13 protein-coding genes are annotated in these 15,756 nt (G+C 72.7%); 9 read left to right on the top strand and 4 right to left on the bottom strand.

Annotated features, from left to right (window positions below; translation table 11 throughout):
- Positions 1–35: 35 nt before the first annotated feature.
- From ABD811_RS05765 to ABD811_RS05755, 3 genes are read left to right on the top strand one after another with little or no spacing between them, the layout of a single operon-like run.
- Positions 36–1,601, top strand: a complete 1,566-nt coding sequence (locus tag ABD811_RS05765; RefSeq protein ID WP_344941872.1) for a class I tRNA ligase family protein — start codon at positions 36–38, stop codon at positions 1,599–1,601.
- On the top strand, positions 1,598–2,671 hold the full coding sequence (locus tag ABD811_RS05760; protein WP_344941869.1) for a Gfo/Idh/MocA family protein: 1,074 nt from the start codon (positions 1,598–1,600) through the stop codon (positions 2,669–2,671). Before ABD811_RS05765 ends, ABD811_RS05760 begins: the two co-directional genes overlap by 4 nt.
- Positions 2,668–3,696 carry an NAD(P)-dependent oxidoreductase gene (locus tag ABD811_RS05755; protein ID WP_344941866.1) on the top strand — a complete coding sequence of 343 codons (1,029 nt, stop codon included), beginning with the start codon at positions 2,668–2,670 and terminating at the stop codon, positions 3,694–3,696. Before ABD811_RS05760 ends, ABD811_RS05755 begins: the two co-directional genes overlap by 4 nt.
- A 3-nt stretch (positions 3,697–3,699) precedes the next feature.
- On the opposite strand, the gene ABD811_RS05750 is transcribed toward ABD811_RS05755, so the two are convergent.
- Positions 3,700–4,677 (bottom strand): NAD-dependent epimerase/dehydratase family protein, encoded by a 978-nt coding sequence (locus tag ABD811_RS05750; protein WP_344941863.1) that lies wholly within the window; start codon positions 4,675–4,677, stop codon positions 3,700–3,702.
- 260 nt (positions 4,678–4,937) lie between these two features.
- Between ABD811_RS05750 and ABD811_RS05745 the strand changes: the two genes are divergently transcribed.
- From ABD811_RS05745 to ABD811_RS05725, 5 genes are all read left to right on the top strand, one after another.
- On the top strand, positions 4,938–5,864 hold the full coding sequence (locus ABD811_RS05745) for a phosphotransferase (RefSeq protein ID WP_344941860.1): 927 nt from the start codon (positions 4,938–4,940) through the stop codon (positions 5,862–5,864).
- 75 nt (positions 5,865–5,939) lie between these two features.
- Positions 5,940–6,791, top strand: a complete 852-nt coding sequence (locus tag ABD811_RS05740) for a DUF4915 domain-containing protein (RefSeq protein WP_344941858.1) — start codon at positions 5,940–5,942, stop codon at positions 6,789–6,791.
- Between the two features lie 96 nt (positions 6,792–6,887).
- A complete protein-coding gene (locus tag ABD811_RS05735) occupies positions 6,888–7,502 on the top strand; it encodes an SAM-dependent methyltransferase (protein ID WP_344941855.1) in 615 nt (204 codons plus the stop codon).
- Positions 7,499–8,335 (top strand): phosphotransferase, encoded by an 837-nt coding sequence (locus ABD811_RS05730; RefSeq protein ID WP_344941852.1) that lies wholly within the window; start codon positions 7,499–7,501, stop codon positions 8,333–8,335. Before ABD811_RS05735 ends, ABD811_RS05730 begins: the two co-directional genes overlap by 4 nt.
- A gap of 40 nt (positions 8,336–8,375) precedes the next feature.
- Positions 8,376–10,373 carry a type IV secretory system conjugative DNA transfer family protein gene (locus ABD811_RS05725; protein ID WP_344941850.1) on the top strand — a complete coding sequence of 666 codons (1,998 nt, stop codon included), beginning with the start codon at positions 8,376–8,378 and terminating at the stop codon, positions 10,371–10,373.
- Between the two features lie 118 nt (positions 10,374–10,491).
- On the opposite strand, the gene ABD811_RS05720 is transcribed toward ABD811_RS05725, so the two are convergent.
- The 3 genes from ABD811_RS05720 to ABD811_RS05710 all read right to left on the bottom strand — a co-directional run bounded on the left by ABD811_RS05720 (position 10,492) and on the right by ABD811_RS05710 (position 14,617).
- Entirely contained in the window at positions 10,492–11,778 is a 1,287-nt protein-coding gene (locus tag ABD811_RS05720) for a DUF455 family protein (RefSeq protein ID WP_344941847.1), read from the bottom strand.
- 81 nt (positions 11,779–11,859) lie between these two features.
- Positions 11,860–12,225, bottom strand: a complete 366-nt coding sequence (locus tag ABD811_RS05715; RefSeq protein ID WP_344941844.1) for a cupin domain-containing protein — start codon at positions 12,223–12,225, stop codon at positions 11,860–11,862.
- Positions 12,226–12,268: 43 nt separating this feature from the next.
- The gene (locus ABD811_RS05710) at positions 12,269–14,617 is read right to left on the bottom strand and encodes a MinD/ParA family ATP-binding protein (RefSeq protein WP_344941841.1); all 2,349 of its coding nucleotides are present in this window, start codon (positions 14,615–14,617) and stop codon (positions 12,269–12,271) included.
- A 176-nt stretch (positions 14,618–14,793) separates the two neighbouring features.
- Between ABD811_RS05710 and ABD811_RS05705 the strand changes: the two genes are divergently transcribed.
- Positions 14,794–15,750, top strand: coding sequence for an NAD(P)H-quinone oxidoreductase (locus tag ABD811_RS05705; protein ID WP_344941838.1), 957 nt, complete (start codon positions 14,794–14,796; stop codon positions 15,748–15,750).
- The last annotated feature ends 6 nt before the right edge of the window (positions 15,751–15,756 follow it).

Here is a 15,756-nt window from a genome sequence, read left to right as displayed (position 1 = left end):
CGGACAGGCGAACCGCGAACAATGATGAGGGCGATGTGAGCAACGGCAGCTTCATCTCGACCACAATTCCATACGTCAACGCGCGGCCTCATCTCGGGCATGCGCTGGAGTATGTTCAGGCGGATTGCTTCGCGCGTTTCCGACGCCTTCAGGGAGGCGATGTCTTCTTCCTGACCGGCTCCGACGAGAACAGCCTGAAAAACGTCCTCGCCGCGGAGGCCGAGGGCATTTCCACCCGCGAGCTGGTGGACCGGAACGTCGTCTACTTCGAGCAGCTCACCGAGCAGTTGGGGATGAGCCAGGACGACTTCATCCGGACCAGTGTCGACCGGCGGCACATCGAGGGCGCGTCCCGGGTCTGGGAGCTGATCGCCGCCAACGGCGACATTTACAAGAAGACCTACGAGGGGCTCTACTGCGTCGGCTGCGAGCAGTTCTACACGCCGGCGGAACTGGTGGACGGAAAGTGCCCCGAGCACCTGGTGCCGCCGGAGCTGGTGAGCGAGGAGAACTACTTCTTCCGGCTCTCCCGGTACCAGAACCAGTTGCTGGACGCGTTGAAGTCCGGCGCGCTGCAGATCGTGCCGACCAGCCGTTACAACGAGGTCGTGAGCTTCGTGGAGTCGGGGCTGGAGGACATCAGCGTCTCCCGCTCCACCGAGCGCGCACGCGGCTGGGGCATTCCGGTGCCCGGCGACCCCAGCCAGGTGATCTACGTCTGGATCGACGCGCTCACCAACTACATCACCGCCCTGGGATGGGTTGACGGCGACGAGAAATACCGGCGCTTCTGGGAGGACGCCGAGTCCCGCGTCCACGTCCTCGGCAAGGGCGTCACGCGGTTCCACGCGGTCTATTGGCCGGCGATGCTCATGTCGGCGGGGCTGCCGCTGCCCACCAAGACGGTCGTCCACGGCTACATCACCGCCAACGGGCGCAAGCTCAGCAAGTCGCTGGGCAACGTCGTCGACCCCGTGGCGATGGTCGAAAAGTACGGCTTGGACGCGGTGCGCTACGCCCTGCTCGCCGACATCTCGCCGTTCGAGGACGGCGACTTCAACGAGGAACGGCTCGTCCAGCGCTACACCACCGACCTCGCCAACGGCCTGGGCAACCTGGTGAGCCGCGTGGCCAGCATGATCGGCCGGTACCGGGACGGGACGATCCCGCAGGCCGCGGGCGAGCGCACCGACCAGGACGAGCAGCTCGCCCGGCAGGCGGCCGAGAGCGTCGAGGGCGTGGTGGCGGCGATGGGCCGCTACGACCACCGCGAGGCGCTGGCCCATGTCGGCGACCTGATCCGCGCGTCCAACTCCTACGTCGACGGCAACGCGCCGTGGCACCTGGCCAAGGCGGCGAAGGCGGGCGACGAGGCGGCCTCCGCCCGCATGGACACCGTCTTCCTGTACCTCACCGGCGCCATCCGCCAGGTGGGCCTGCTGCTGCTGCCGTTCCTGCCCGCGTCGGCGGAGAAGATCCTGGCGACGATCGGCGAGGAGAGCCGCCGCCTGGGCGACCCGGGGGACTGGCTGGAGGGTCTGCCGGGCCGCACAATGGTGAAGCCCGAGCCGATCTTCCCCCGGATGGACGTGCTGGATTGAGCGACGAGCCCAAGCCGACCGAGCAGGAAACCGAACACAAGCGCACCGCCGTGGCCCTCGTCGGCTGCGGCACCGCGGGCGGCGCCCACGCGATCACCGTGTCCCGCCATGAGACCGCCGAGCTGGTGGCCTGCACCGACATCGACGGTGCGAAGGCGCGCGAGCTGGCGGCCGGGCACGGCGCGCGGGCCGTGGACACCCTGGACGAGCTGGTCGCCGCCGGCCCGCGGGTCGTCGTGGTCGCGGCCGGGCCCGCCGAGCAGCCCGGCATCGTGCGGCGGCTCGTGGAGCTGGGGTTCCGCGGCGGCGTCCTGTGCGAGAAGCCGCTGGCGCTGTCGCTGGCCGAGGCGCGCGAGACGGTGCGGTACGCCGCCGACCACGGGGTCACGCTCGCCGTCAACCACCAGCGCCGGTTCGGTGCGCCGTTCGTCCGGGCGCTGGAGCTGCTGCGCGACGGCCGCGTCGGCGCCCCGGTGCGCATCGAGGCGTTCGGACCCAAGGGCACCCTGCTGGACTGGGGGCCGCACTGGATCGACTTCGCCCGGATGGTCGTGGACGACGACCCGGTGACGTGGGTGGACGGGCTGGCCGACTTCACCGAGCCGCAGGCGCACGCCGGGCTGCGGCTCGAAGGGCACGCTCTGATCACCTGGGAGCACGCGGGCGGGGTCCGGGGCGTCCTGGAGACCCGGCGCACGCCGCTCGGGCAGCCGCTGGTGCGGATGTGGGGCACCGGCGGCGCCATCGAGATCGGCTGCGTGGTGTCCGACGGGGACGGCGGCTGGCGTCCCGGTCCCGGGCTGCGCGTGGTCGACGGCTCCGTGGAGACCGACGCCGACATCGAGAGCCCGCTCGCCGCGACGCAGTGGCTGCGTTCCCTGGACGAGCTGATCCGCGCGCTGGACGAGGGCAGGCAGCCCGCGCACGACGCGGCCCGCGCGACGGCGGCGCTGGAGATCTGCCTGGCGGGTTACCGCGCCGCCCTCGGCGGCGGCCGTCAGCGCCTTCCCCTCGATCCGGAGTACTCGCTGCGCGAGGGCGTGGCGGCCGGCGGGCCGGACGCCGGGTGACGGCCGAGCGCATCCTCCTGGTCTCGGACGACTTCGGTCGTCAGGTGAGCGTCACCGCGTCGGCGATGGCCCGGCTCGAGGCCCTGGGCCGGGTCACGCATCTGCCCGACACCGCTGGCGAGCAGGCCGTGCTGGACGCGCTGCGCGACAGCACCGCGCTGGTGGTGGCCGGGTGGGCGACCCGGCTGCCCCGGCTGACGGCCGCCCGGCTCGACGGGCTGCCCCGGCTGACCTTCATCGGCTGCGGGCAGGACAACCGGTGGCGGTTCCTCGAACCCGCCGAGGCGGTGGAGCGCGGCATCACGCTGGTCGACTCGTCGGGCTCGATGGGCTGGACGGTGGCCGAGTTCGGGCTCGGCCTCATCCTGTCCTGCCTGCGCCGGATCCCGGCGCACCACGCGGCCGTGGCCGCCGGGGGCTGGTACGACGGCTGGACCGACGACGACGGCATCGACCGCGACCTGCGCGGCAGCCGCGTCGGCATCGTCGGCATGGGCGAGATCGGGCGGGCGCTGGTGGAGATGCTGCGTCCCTTCGGCTGCCGGGTCGACGTCTGGTCGTCCTATCTCGACGACGCGCGGGCGGCCGAGCTCGGCGTGCGGGTGCGGCCCGTGCGGGACCTGGCCGGTTCGGCGGACGTGCTCGTCGTCGCGACGCAGCCGCGGCGCGACACCGCCGGCATCGTGGACCGCGCCGCCGTGGCGGCGCTGCGCCCCGGAACGGTGGTGATCCTGCTCGGCCGCGCGTCGACCGTCGACTTCGAGGCGCTGGTCGAGCGGGTCGTCGCGGGGGACATCACGCTTGGCATCGACGTGTGGGACGCCGAGCCCGCCGAGGCCGGCCACCCGCTGCGGGGCCTGCCTAACGTCGTCCACACCCCCCATGTCGCGGGCCGGCTGCGGGCGGCGAACCAGCGGATGTTCAGCGAGGTCGTCGACGACCTGGAACGGCTGCGGTCGGGGAACGCACCGAGGTGGGCCGTCTCCCCGGAGCGTGCTCGGCGCGTCGCCGCGACACGGCGGTGACGATCAGCCGCCCTGCCTGCTCCAGCCGTCGAGCACGGCCCGCTCGGTGGCGGGGTCGAGTCCCGCCTTGCGTTCGCGTGCCGGCCCCAGCGAGCGTTCCCAGTCCAGGCAGGCGCGGACGGTCTCGGCCAGCGGACGGGACCTGAGCCCCGCCTGCGACGCGGGCCGCGGGTCCCGGCTCAGCAGCCCCGCCTCCTCGGGACGGCGCACCCACAGCGGCAGGGAACGCGGCCCCGACCACGGGGTCACACCCGCCGCCAGCAGGAAGTCCTGGGGCACCCACACCACGTCGCAACGGGTGCTCAGGGCGGCGGCCATGCCGTCCAGCACGGCTCCGAACCCGACCGGCGTCCCGACGGCGTCGAACGCGCCGGACCGTCGCCGCTCGGCGCACTCCACAAGCCATTCCGCCAGGTCCGCGACGTCGATCCACTGGACGAGATCGTCCGGCCCGCCCGGCGCGAGCACGGTGCCGCCGCGCGCGAGCCGCGCCGGCCAGTAGCCGAACCTGTCGGACCGATCTCCCCGGCCGACGACCAGACCGGGCCGGACGATGAGGGCGCGCGGCCCGAACAGCCGCGCGACCGTCTGCTCCGAAGCCCGCTTGGCCTGCGGGAACGGCCCGGCCTCATCCGGCTCGACCAGCTCGGCGTCCGTCGTGGCGCCGGGCGTGGAACGGTCGCGGTACACCAGGCAGGACGAGACGAACGTCCAGTGCCCCACGCGGTCGCGCATCCGTTCGGCGAGCAGCCGCACGTGCCGGGCCGGACGGCGCGCGACATCGATCACCGCGTCGAACGTCCCGTCCGGTGGCGGGCCCGGGTCCGCGAGGGACCAGTCGGCCCGCACGTGGGTCGTGCCGGGCGGAGGAGGCCCGGACGCGCCACGGGTCAGGCACACCACCTGGTGGCCGCGGGCGAGCGCCGTCTCGGCCACCGCGCGCGACAGGAAGGCCGTTCCACCCGTGACCAGCACCCGCATGCCGCTCGCCCCTCTCCGGCCGGGCGGGCGGGGGCGACGGCGCCGCACGGGCGCCGTCGCGGGCTCTTGCCCGCCGCCCGGCACGAATATTATGATCACGCGGCGAACCTGGCGGAACCGAGACAAAAGGCCGGTGTCCGCCGCCGCGCAGCCGTCGTCTTCTCGGCCCCGCCCGACGGGGCGCGACGCCGGCACGAGTGGGGGTTGGGGGCCGATTGGGTGAGCCGACCCCGGCGAAGCTGCCCGTTTCGGCGCGCCGGATGGGATGGACGGCTCTGCCGCCCAAGGTCCGTCTCGCCATCGAGGATCGGCTCGGTTCGTCCGTCGTAACGTCCGGCACCCGGCACGGTGGCTTCTCCCCCGGAGTGGCGGCCGTCGTGACGTGCGCCGACGGGGCGGAGTACTTCGTCAAGGCGGTGCATCCCGACCTCAATCCCGTGTCCCCGGGGATGTACCGGGAGGAGGCCAGGTGCGCCGCCGCGTTGCCGGGCCGGGTGCCCGCCCCGCGGCTTCACCACGTCCACGACGACGACGGCTGGATCGCGCTCGTCTTCGAGGCGGTCGACGGCGCTCCGCCCGAGGTGCCCTGGCGGGCGGCGGACGTGCGGCGGCTGCTGGGCACCCTCGAACTGCTGACCGCCGCGCCGGTCGGCGGGGACCTGGCCGCCCTCCCGACCGTTCCGGCCCGGCTGGACGAGAGCTTCCGGGCGTACCGGCGGCTGGCCGACGCGAACGCCGACTCGGACGGCTCGGGCGCCCTGTCGGACTGGGAGCGCCGGCACCTGGACCGGCTGGCCGCGGCCGCCGAGGACGCCCTGGAGTTCACGGCGGGCGACTTCCTGGTGCACCTCGATCTGCGCGCCGACAACATCGTCTCGTCCCGTGACGGCGACTACATCGTCGACTGGTCCTGGGCGTCCGCCGGAGCACCCTGGATCGACAAGGTGTGCCTTCTGGTGAACGTGGCGACCTACGGCGGCGACCCCGAACCGTTCGTCGCTGCCGACCCCGTTCTGGCCTCGGTGCCGCCGGAGCACGTCACCGCCTTCCTCGCCGGGCTCAGCGGCATGTGGGCCGAGGCCGTCGCGCAGCCGCCGCCGCCCGGAATCCCCAATCTGCGCGCCTTCCAGGATCTCCAGGCCACCGCGGTGCGCGCGTGGATCCGCGCCCGGACGGGGTGGGACTGACGCCCGGGGGCCCATGCGTTCGACCGGTGCCGCCGCGATCTTGGTGAGGGTGTGAATGGTCACAGGAGGCCGACAGTGAGTGAAGTCCTCGTCAGCGTGTACGGCCACCGACCCGACTCGGTTCCCCGGCTGGTGGTCATCGACACGGCGACCGGGACCGCGCGTGAGGCGCCGTTCGCGCTGCCCACCGGGTTCCAGCGGTGCATGGGCCTGTCGGTCGGCGAACGGTGGATCCACGTGCTCGCGGTGACCGCCGACGACCGCACCTCGCTGGTCTCCATCGACAGGTCGGGCGGCACGGACGCGCTCGTGCACCCGCTGCCCGGCGTGCTGGACGGGCACAGCGTGCTCGTCACCGGCGAGGAGGTCTACGTGGTCTCCTCGGGGACGAACGAGCTGGTGCGGTTCCCCCTCGCCGACGGACGTCCGGACGCCGGCGGGCGGGAGACCGTGTGGCGGGCCGACGCCTCCGGGCGGGACACCCAGCACATGAACAGCCTGCTGCGGATGGACGGCCGGATCCTGGTGTCCGCCTTCGGCGAGTCGCCGACGGGATCGTGGATCGACGCGCACGACGGCTACGTCTTCGACGTGGCGGGCGACGGCCCCCGGCTCACCGGCGTCTCCCAGCCGCACTCCCTCGTCGAACGCGACGGGGTCCTCTACTACTGCGAGTCGGGCCGCCGGCGGCTGTGCTCGGAGAAGCAGACCATCGTCACGCTGGACGGATACACCCGCGGCCTCTGCTGGATCTCCGACGACCTCCTCTGCGCCGGCACCAGCTCCGGACGGGTCCGCGGCGCCGGGGTCCGCTACCGGACCGAGCAGTGCGCCGTGTGGATCGTCGACGCGGCGCGCGGCTCGGTCGTCCGCCGGATCCCGATGGCGGAGTTCGGCCCGGAGATCTACGACATCGTCGCGCTGTAGCCGGGAGCGTTGCAGCCGGGGGAACGACCGGCTTCCGCCGTCAGCTCAGCCGGATCGAGGAGAGTCGCCGCCGTGACAGACCGGGAGGTGCGTTCTGTGGTGTCGCGAACGGCCGGTGACGCCGAACCACCGCCGACGAGCTTTACCGAGGAGTACTTCGACCGCCGGTACGCCCGCGCCCCCGACCCGTGGGGGCTGGCGAGCCGGTGGTACGAACGCCGCAAGTACGCGATCACCCTGGCGTCGCTGCCGAGGGAGCGGTACCGCGCCTGCTTCGAGCCCGGCTGCTCGATAGGGGAGCTGACCCGGCTGCTCGCGCCGCGCTGCGACCGGCTGCTCGCCGTCGACTTCGCCGAGGACGCGGTGCGGCAGGCCCGCGCGGCGGTGCGCGACCTCGACCACGTGGAGGTGCGGCGCTCCACGCTGCCCGCGCAGCTGCCCGATGGTCCGTTCGACCTGGTCGTCGTCAGCGAGATCCTCTACTACCTCTCCCGGGACGACCTCGATCTGATGCTGGACGGGCTCGTCGGCCTGCTGGAGGCCGGTGGCGACCTCGTGGCCGTGCACTGGCGCACCACCGACCCCCGGCACCGCTACGACGGGCACGACGTGCACCTGGCGATCGAGGCGCGCGGGGAGCTGGAAAGGCTCGTGCACCACTCGGACGAGCAGTTCGTGCTGGACGTGTTCCGCCGGACGGGGGCGGCATGACGTCGGCGCAGGCGTCGTCGGCGCAGGCATCATCGGGGCCGCGGCGCCGAAGCTGGGCCGAGCTGCCCCGCGAGACCCGCGAGGCAGTGGAGGCGCACGTCGGGCCCGTCACCGAGGTGGAGCGCATCGAGATCGGGGAGCGGTCCGACATCGCGTCCGTCCTGGAGGCACCGGGCGGCAGGATCTTCGCCAAGGGCGTGCCCGCCGACGACCGGCAGGCTCCGTGGCTGGACAACGAGGCCAGGATCAATCCGTACGTGGCGGGGCTCGCCCCGCGGCTGCTGTGCAGGGTGCTGGCCGGGGGGTGGCTCGTCCTCGGGTTCGAGCACGTGGCGGGAAGGCACGCCGACTACTCCCCGGGCTCGGCGGACCTGGTCAAGCTCGCGGCGGCGCTGACCGCGCTTGAGGACCTGCCCTGCCCGGACGTGGTGTCCAGGCGGATCGAGGGGCGGTGGCCGGAGCTCGCCGACCGGCCGCACGCGGTGACCGGCGACGCGCTGGTCCACGCCGATCTCAACCCCGGCAACGTCCTCGTCACCGAGGACCGCGCTTACCTGCTGGACTGGGCCGGGGCCTGCCGGGGGGCCGCGTGGACTGAACCGGCCATGCTCGTTCCCCGTCTCATCGCACATGGGCACAGTCCTGGCGACGCGGAGGCGTGGGCGGCGCAGTTCGGGTCCTGGCGCCACGTCACGGCCCAGGCGCTGGGAACGTTGGCGGCCGCCGAGTCCGACAGATGGGACAGGGTGGCCGCCCAGTGGCCGTATCCGCGAATAGTCCGAACGGCGGCCGCGGCACGCACATGGCGGGACTGGCGTCTGGCCCGTCGCTGATCCGCGGCGCCCGCCCACCGGCCGAGAAAGGTACCGCTTCATGGCTCTGAGCAAGGATCGCCCGCCCGGCGGCGGGGTGTCGCTGAGTAAGAGGCTGGGATCGTCCGGCGCCCGGAAGAAGGGGGGACCCCCGCAGGTCAGGGAGGCGCACGGCCCCCTGTGGTCGAACGAGGAGATCATCGTCGTCGGCGTGGGGGTCCTGCTGGCGGCGATCTGGGCCCTGGGGTTCCTCGCGTGGGTCGCCGGCGGGCTCGTCGCGCTCGTCACCAACGGCGCCTGGCCCGGCGTGTCCGTCACGCGATCGTTCCTCCTGCTCGTCTCCCTGGTCGGCCACTGGGACGAGCGCGCGCTCGCCTGGCCGGTCGAGGACCGGTCCGTGCTGGGCCCGGACTGGATGTTCTGGTCGCTGTACGCCGTCCTGGTCGCGGTGTCGGGCACCCTGGGGACGCTCGCGCTCGGCTGGCTCCGCCGCACGCTGGCCAAGCGGCGCCGCGCCTGGCGCGTCAAGGTCCGCCAGTCGCAGCGGGACAACTCGGCCATCTGGGCCCGGTCCGAGGACGTCGAGGGTCTGACGGTGGACGATCGCCTGAAGCTGTCCGGGCGCGTCTACCTGGGCGAGATGGTGAACGACCCGTCGACCAGGCTGGCGACGCCGAAGTACACCTCGATCGCGGTCATCGCGCCGACGGGCTCGTCCAAGACCGTCAAGTACGTGGTGCCGACCATCCTGACCTGGCCCGACGCCGTGTTCGTCACGTCCACCAAGAACGACATCGCCGACCTGACGCTGGGCTGGCGCGGCGACCGGCTCGGCCGGCCGGTGTACGTGTTCGACCCCGCGGGCGAATGGCCGGAGCACCAGCAGAAGTACCTGGCCGCCTGGTCGCCGCTCATGGAGATCGACGACTTCGCCGACGCGGACAAGGTCTCCCAGTGGCTGTCGGAGGCGGCCATGGCGAACGCCAGCATGGACCCCAAGGTGACCTACTGGGTCAACCTCACCCAGATCGCCCTGGGGCCGATGCTGTGGATCGCCAAGAAGATGAACAAGAACATGCAGGACGTCGCCAACTGGACCGGCTACATGCGCTTCGACGAAATCGAGGCGCTGTTCGACGAGTACGAGGCCCAGATCGGTGACGACCCGGCCGCCAAGACCGACCTCGCGCTGGCCCGGCGCGGGCTGGCGGCCACCGCCAAGCGCGACAAGTACACCCTCCCCGGCATCCTGGCCAACGCGGACGTCATCCTGAAGCCCTTCACGTCCCCGCAGATGGCGCCGACGACCGACATCAGGTTCGACGAGAACGGGCAGCCCTACAGCCCCTACGGCCGCAAGGTGCTGAACATCACCGACGTCCTGGAAGAGGGCGGCACCATCTACGCCATCAGCGACGAGGAGGAGCAGGAGATGCTCCGCCCGGCCTTCCAGTGCGTGGCGCAGTGCTTCCTGCGGGCCTGCCGCAAGAAGCAGCGGCGGCTGGGCGCCGGTCCGCTGCCCAACCCGCCGCTGCTCCTGCTGGAGGAGGCCGCCAACGTCGCCCCGCTGCCGACCCTCGACAAGATGGCCGCGACCTACCGTGGATACGGCATCGTGATCATGTCGATCTGGCAGGACGAGGCGCAGGTCGCGACGCTCTACGACACCCGGGCCACCACGGTGCTGGGCAACCACACGACCCGGGTGTACCTGCCGGGTTCCTCGGACGACACGACGCTGGACCGGCTCTCCCGGCTGATCGGCGACCAGTCGGTGGCCCAGCGCCGGCTCGGCTACTCGCACAGCGGCGGCCGTAACCGGATCATGGTGCACGAGGGTTCCGAGGACGTCCGGCTGGCCCCGATCGACTACCTGCGCACCATGCCGAAGGACGAGGCGGTCATCCTGTCCGGCAACCTGCCCCCGATGAAGGTCTCGGCGACGCCGTGGTTCAAGGACCCCGAGATGCGTGCCCGCATCGGCCCGGAGATGTGCGAGAAGTACGACCGCGCCTTCGGCGGCGGTGGCGGCGGCCAGAACCAGAAGGTGAAGGCCTGACGCCGTTCGGCGCCGTCCGTTCACGGGCCGCCGCGAAAACGGCCCGTGAACGGACGCCCCACCGTATTTCCGTCGGCCTCCCAGCGGAAATCCTGCGGAAATACTGGGGAAGAACTCGTCAGGTCTCGGCGGTCGATGACGCGGAGCCGTTCGCCTCACGGCGCGCGTCCGCCATCTGGGACCGCGCCAGGCCGCGTTCGTTTTCCCAGGTGCGCTGCAGTTCGGCGATCTCCTGATCGGTGAATCCGGCCAGGACGCGATCACCGACGTTGGGCCGCTTGCCGGCGACCGCCATGTCGTGGTCGGCGAGCATCGCCCGCACGTCCTTCTCCAGCCGGTGCAGTTCGTCGTCCGAGCCCACCAGGGCCCGCAGCCACCGGTTGCCGTTGCCCACGTGGGTGATCTCGTCCGCGACGATGTAGTCGAACAGCATCAGGGTTTTGAAGTCGCCCTCTTCGCGCAGTACGCGGAACGCCTTCACGGCGCTGTCCAGCGCGGTGCCCTCGCCGAGCCGCTGCTCGATGATCAGCCGCTCGGGGAGCGTGCGTCCGAGGGCGAACTTGTCCCAGACGTCGAACAGGATCGGGAACTGCCCCTCGACGACCCCGAGTTCGCGCATGCGTTCGGCGAACAGCTCGAAGTGCCGCGCCTCGTCGCGGACCTGCTTGGCCAGGTCGTACCGCAGCCCCCAGGGGGCGTCGGGATGGTGGGCGATCAGCGCCGCGCAGATCTCCGCCGCGGCCAGTTCCACCCGGAACACCGACTCGTGCAGGAACGATCCCCGGCTGCCGTCCACCCACGTGTCGCCCGGCCCAACTTCGCGCAGGGAGGCGTCGCGGCCCGGTCGGTTCGGGATGTCGGGCAGTGCCGTGCGGCGCCGCGGTGGCGGCGCCGGGTTCTCGCCGACGACCCCGCCGCTGCGGGCCAGCAGGTCACCCAGTGTGCCCAGGCCCGCGGGACGCTCCTGCCGCGCGGTCGGCACCGCGTCCAGGCGCTCCAGCACCTGGTCCAGGCACGCCACCGTGAGCTCGTCGGCCGCGCCGGGCACCCGGGCGTGATGGGCGAGGACCGCGTCCCGCAGGTCCGGGTAGGCCAGATGGGTGAGCGCGACGTATTCCAGCTCGGGGTTCCGCAGCGAGCACAGCGCGTCGGTGAAGGCCACGTACTCCGGCGTCGAGGCCGTGGCGTCCTCGTGAGAGCGCAGGCCGGGCAGACGTTTTCCCAGCAGATCCGCGCACTGTGCGAGCGCCCAGATCTGTTTGCTCAGCTCCAGTTTGCGTTCGGTCGGCGTGGTGCGCACCAGCACACTGGCGGCGATCTCCATGAGCCGCACGCAGCCGAACCGCAGCGATTCCAGCGCCAGCCGCCCCTGCTCGACGGCGACAGCGGTGCCCGCGTTGACCATTGCGCATCCTTACCCGATCCGCCGGATCGTTAACGGTTCTGCGACTGATCACATACGGGCCAGGATAATCGCGGTTCCGCCTCATTCCTCGGGAATGCGGTGGCCGGGAACAGACGGCCAGCGGACGGTCATGACGACGGCGTCCTCCTCGGCCTCCCACGAATGGTCGACGCCCGGCCCCCACACGACGTAGTCGCCCTGTTCGGAGAGCACCACGTCGCCGTCCGGGAACTCCAGCCGGAAACGGCCGCTGATCAGCACGAGAAGCGCGGTGCGCTTGTCGCCCTCGGTCCAGCGGGCGCGCCGCTCACCGCGCGGATGCACCCCCCACTTGATCTCCACCTCGTCGCTGTGCCGCGGATCGCCGACCGGCTTGAAGTGGCCGAGCAGCCAGCCGCGGTCACCGGCGGCGTCGGCCGCGGCCCTGCCGACGTACACGTTGGGCATCACCGTGCCCGGCGCCGACGGCCCGTGCGCCGGCGCCGGCCGGTCAGGGCTGCGCACGCTTGACGGCGAAGCCGTCGCCGACCATGGCGGCCAGGTTCAGGTACGCCTCACGGGTCGGGCTGGCCAGCTGGTCCAGGTCGACCTCGGCGCCCTCTTCCAGGTGGTCGTCATAGGGGATGCGGACGACCCCGCGGCAGCGGCTCTCGAAGTGGGCCTGCAGCTTGTCCAGGTCGACCTGGCTGCGGGTGCGGTTGCGGACCATCGACAGCACCACCACGCCCTCGCGGACCAGATGGCCGTGGTCGTGGGCCTCCAGCCAGTCGAGGGTGGCGCTGGCGGAGCGGGCGCCGTCCACCGACGGGGAGCTGACCAGGACGAGCTGGTCGGCCAGGCTGAGCACCCCGGACATGGCCGAGTGCAGCAGGCCGGTGCCGCAGTCGGTGATGCAGATCGAGTAGAACCGCTCCAGGACCACGGCGACCGCCGCGTAGTCCTCGGCGCTGAACGCCTCGCTGATGGCCGGGTCGCGGTCGGAGGCCAGCACCTCCAGGCGGGCCGCGTTCTGCGAGGTGAAGCCGCGCACGTCGGCGTAGCGGTAGATGTTCTCGCGGTTGTTCAGCAGGTCGCGGACGGTGGCGGCGGTCTCCAGCCGCAGCTTGTCCGACAGCGTGCCCCGGTCGGGGTTGGCGTCCACCGCGATCACCCGGTCGCCGCGCAGCGACGCCAGCATGGAGCCGAGCCCGACGGTCGTGGTCGTCTTGCCCACGCCGCCCTTCAGCGACATGACCGCGACCCGGTGGTGGCCGGAGGTCACCGGGGTGCGGGCACGGGCGATGAGGTCCTTGCGGCGCATCTCGGCCTGCGACTCGCTGGGGTGGATGCTGCCGCCGGTGGCCTTGTAGACGGCGCGGCGCCACCCGCCGGAGGGGGCGATGCGCCGCTCACCGAGAAGGTTCTCCGAGCTCAGGCTCTCGGCGCTCTGCGGGGGAGGCGGCCCCTGCGGAGCCTGGGGAGCCTGCGGAACGTGCGGGCTGGGGTGCATGGGCTGCTCGGGCCCCGCCGGAGGCGCGGGCGCCGGGGGGTAGCCGGCGGCCGGAGCGTCGAAGCCGGGCACCGGGTTGCTGTTGGGGTCGTACGGCGGCATGGGGGCAGGAGGCTGAGGCGCGCCGTAGGGCTGCCCCGGCTGCCATGGCTGGCCTCCGTACGGCTGCTGGACGGGCTGCCCCTGCTGGCCCTCGTACGGCACCTGGACGCCCGGCTGGACGGGCCCGCCCGGCTGCCCTTCGTACGGCTGGGCTTCGTAGGGCTGGCCGGGCTGCATGGGCTGATCCGGCCGGACAGCCTGGCCCGGCTGGGCAGGCGCTCCTTCTACCCCCGGGGGCGGGCCCTGGGGGTCGCCCTGCGGCGGAAGCCCCTGCTGGGGGGCGGGGCCACCGGGCGGGGGGCCGGGCTGGTCGCCGGGGTACGGCGGCAGCTGTTCCAGAGGCGGCGCCGCCTGCTCGTTTGCCGGCGCCTGCTCGTACGGGGGCTGGGCCTGCTCGTACGGGGGCTGGGCCTGCTCGTACGGGGGCGGCGACAGGTCGTACACGGTCGGCGTCGGGTCGTAGGGGGGCGACGCCGGGTCGTAGGGAGGCGGCCCGGGCTGGTAGGGAGGCGGTGTCGGCTGCCCGTTTTCGGAGACGGGCGGGGGCGGCTGCGGGCCGGGGTGCTCGCCCGGCGGAGGCGGCGTCGGTCCCTGGAAATCCGGCAGCGGAGGGGGAGGCATCTGGGACGCGTCGTACGGCGGTGCGTAACCGGAGACGCCCGCGTACGGCGGAGGCAGCATGCCGCCGTCGAACGGCTGCGGCATCGGGCTGCCGTCGTACGGCTGCGGCTGGTGCGGCGGCGGTGGCGGCTGCTGGCCCGCGTCGAACGGCTGGGGCGGCCCGTACTGGGGCATGGGCATGTCCCCGTACGGCGGGAAGCTCGAATGCTGCTGTGCGTCGGCCGGAGGCTGCGGCCCTTCCGGCGGGGCGCCCTGGAAGGGCGGCGGAGCCGACAGCCACGGTTCGGGCTGCGGCGGGCTCGCGGGGGGCTCGTTCTCGGACGCGTCGGCCTCCGGGGCCGGACGCGTCGCCTCGGCGTCCGCGGCCGTGCCTTCCTCCACGGACGCGCCTTCCGCCTGGGCGCCTTCCGCCGGGGCGCCCTCCGCGGCGGACGCGCCTTCGGCAGGGGACGCCGGGGACGCGGCGTCGTCCGAGGCCGGAGCCGCCGCGGGCGGCGACTCGGCGGGGTCGGGCTTGCCCGGACCCGGTTCACCGGGCGGAGACGGTTCGGCGCCCTGGCTGCTCATCGCGTCCAGAGATGCCAGGCGCTCCTCCAGCGACCGTCCGTCGTGCTCGTTCCTCGCCACCGGTTCTCCCCTCGACCCCGCCTCGAACGACCCTTTGGAGCTGGTTGGCATGACCCCACGGCAGAATACCCGTGCGCCTTTACCATGTGCCTCCGCAAAAGATCCACTCCCGCCGTCCGACGGGCCGTCCGGATACCGGAGGCTGTGCGCGCCGAAGGGCCGGTAGCGTGATCGGTATGCATGCCATCGTCATCCGCGAACCGGGGGACGCCGACGTCCTGGAGTGGACGCGGGTCCCCGACCCGGAAGCAGGGCCGGGCGAGGTGCTCATCGACGTGGCGGCCAGTGCGGTGAACCGGGCGGACGTGATGCAGCGCCGCGGCTTCTACCCGCCGCCGCAGGGCGCTCCCCCGTACCCGGGCCTGGAGGTGTCCGGCCGTGTGGCGGCGCTCGGCGAGGGCGTGACGGGCTGGCGGGTCGGCGACGAGGTGTGCGCGCTGCTCGGCGGCGGGGGATACGCCGAACGGGTGGCGGTCCCGGCGGCGCACGTGTTGCCGGTGCCGCGCGGCGTCGACCTGGTCGAGGCGGCGGGGCTGCCCGAGGTCGCGTGCACGGTGTGGTCGAACGTCTTCATGCTGGCGGAGCTGCGCGAGGGCGAGACGTTCCTGGTGCACGGCGGCGGCAGCGGCATCGGCACCATGGCGATCCAGCTCGCGCGGGCGCGCGGGGCGCGGGTGCTGTGCACGGTGGGCAGCGCGCAGAAGGCCGAACGCTGCCGCGAGCTGGGCGCCGACGAGGCGATCAACTACCGCGAGGACGACTTCACCGCCCACGGCCCGTTCGACGTGATCCTCGACAACATGGGCGCGGCCTATCTGGAGCGCAACGTGTCGGCGCTGGCCACCGGCGGCCGATTGATGATCATCGGGTTGCAGGGCGGCCGCCGCGCCGAGCTGGACCTGAACGAGCTGCTGCGCAAGCGGGCGCTGGTGCACGCGACGTCGCTGCGGGCGCGTCCGGCCGAGGAGAAGGCCGCGATCGTCGCGGCGGTGCGCGAGCACGTGTGGCCCCTGCTGGAGTCGGGCGCGGTGCGTCCGGTGGTGGACCGCACTGTCCCCATGGCGGACGCGGCGCGGGCCCACCGGCTGCTGGAGGACAGCGTGCACGTCGGCAAGATTGTCCTGACCGTCTGAACCCCT

Source organism: Actinomadura miaoliensis (assembly GCF_039536785.1).
Lineage (GTDB): Bacteria > Actinomycetota > Actinomycetes > Streptosporangiales > Streptosporangiaceae > Spirillospora > Spirillospora miaoliensis.
Note: the sequence above shows the minus strand (reverse complement) of the source record. Positions and strands in the feature narration are given on the sequence as shown.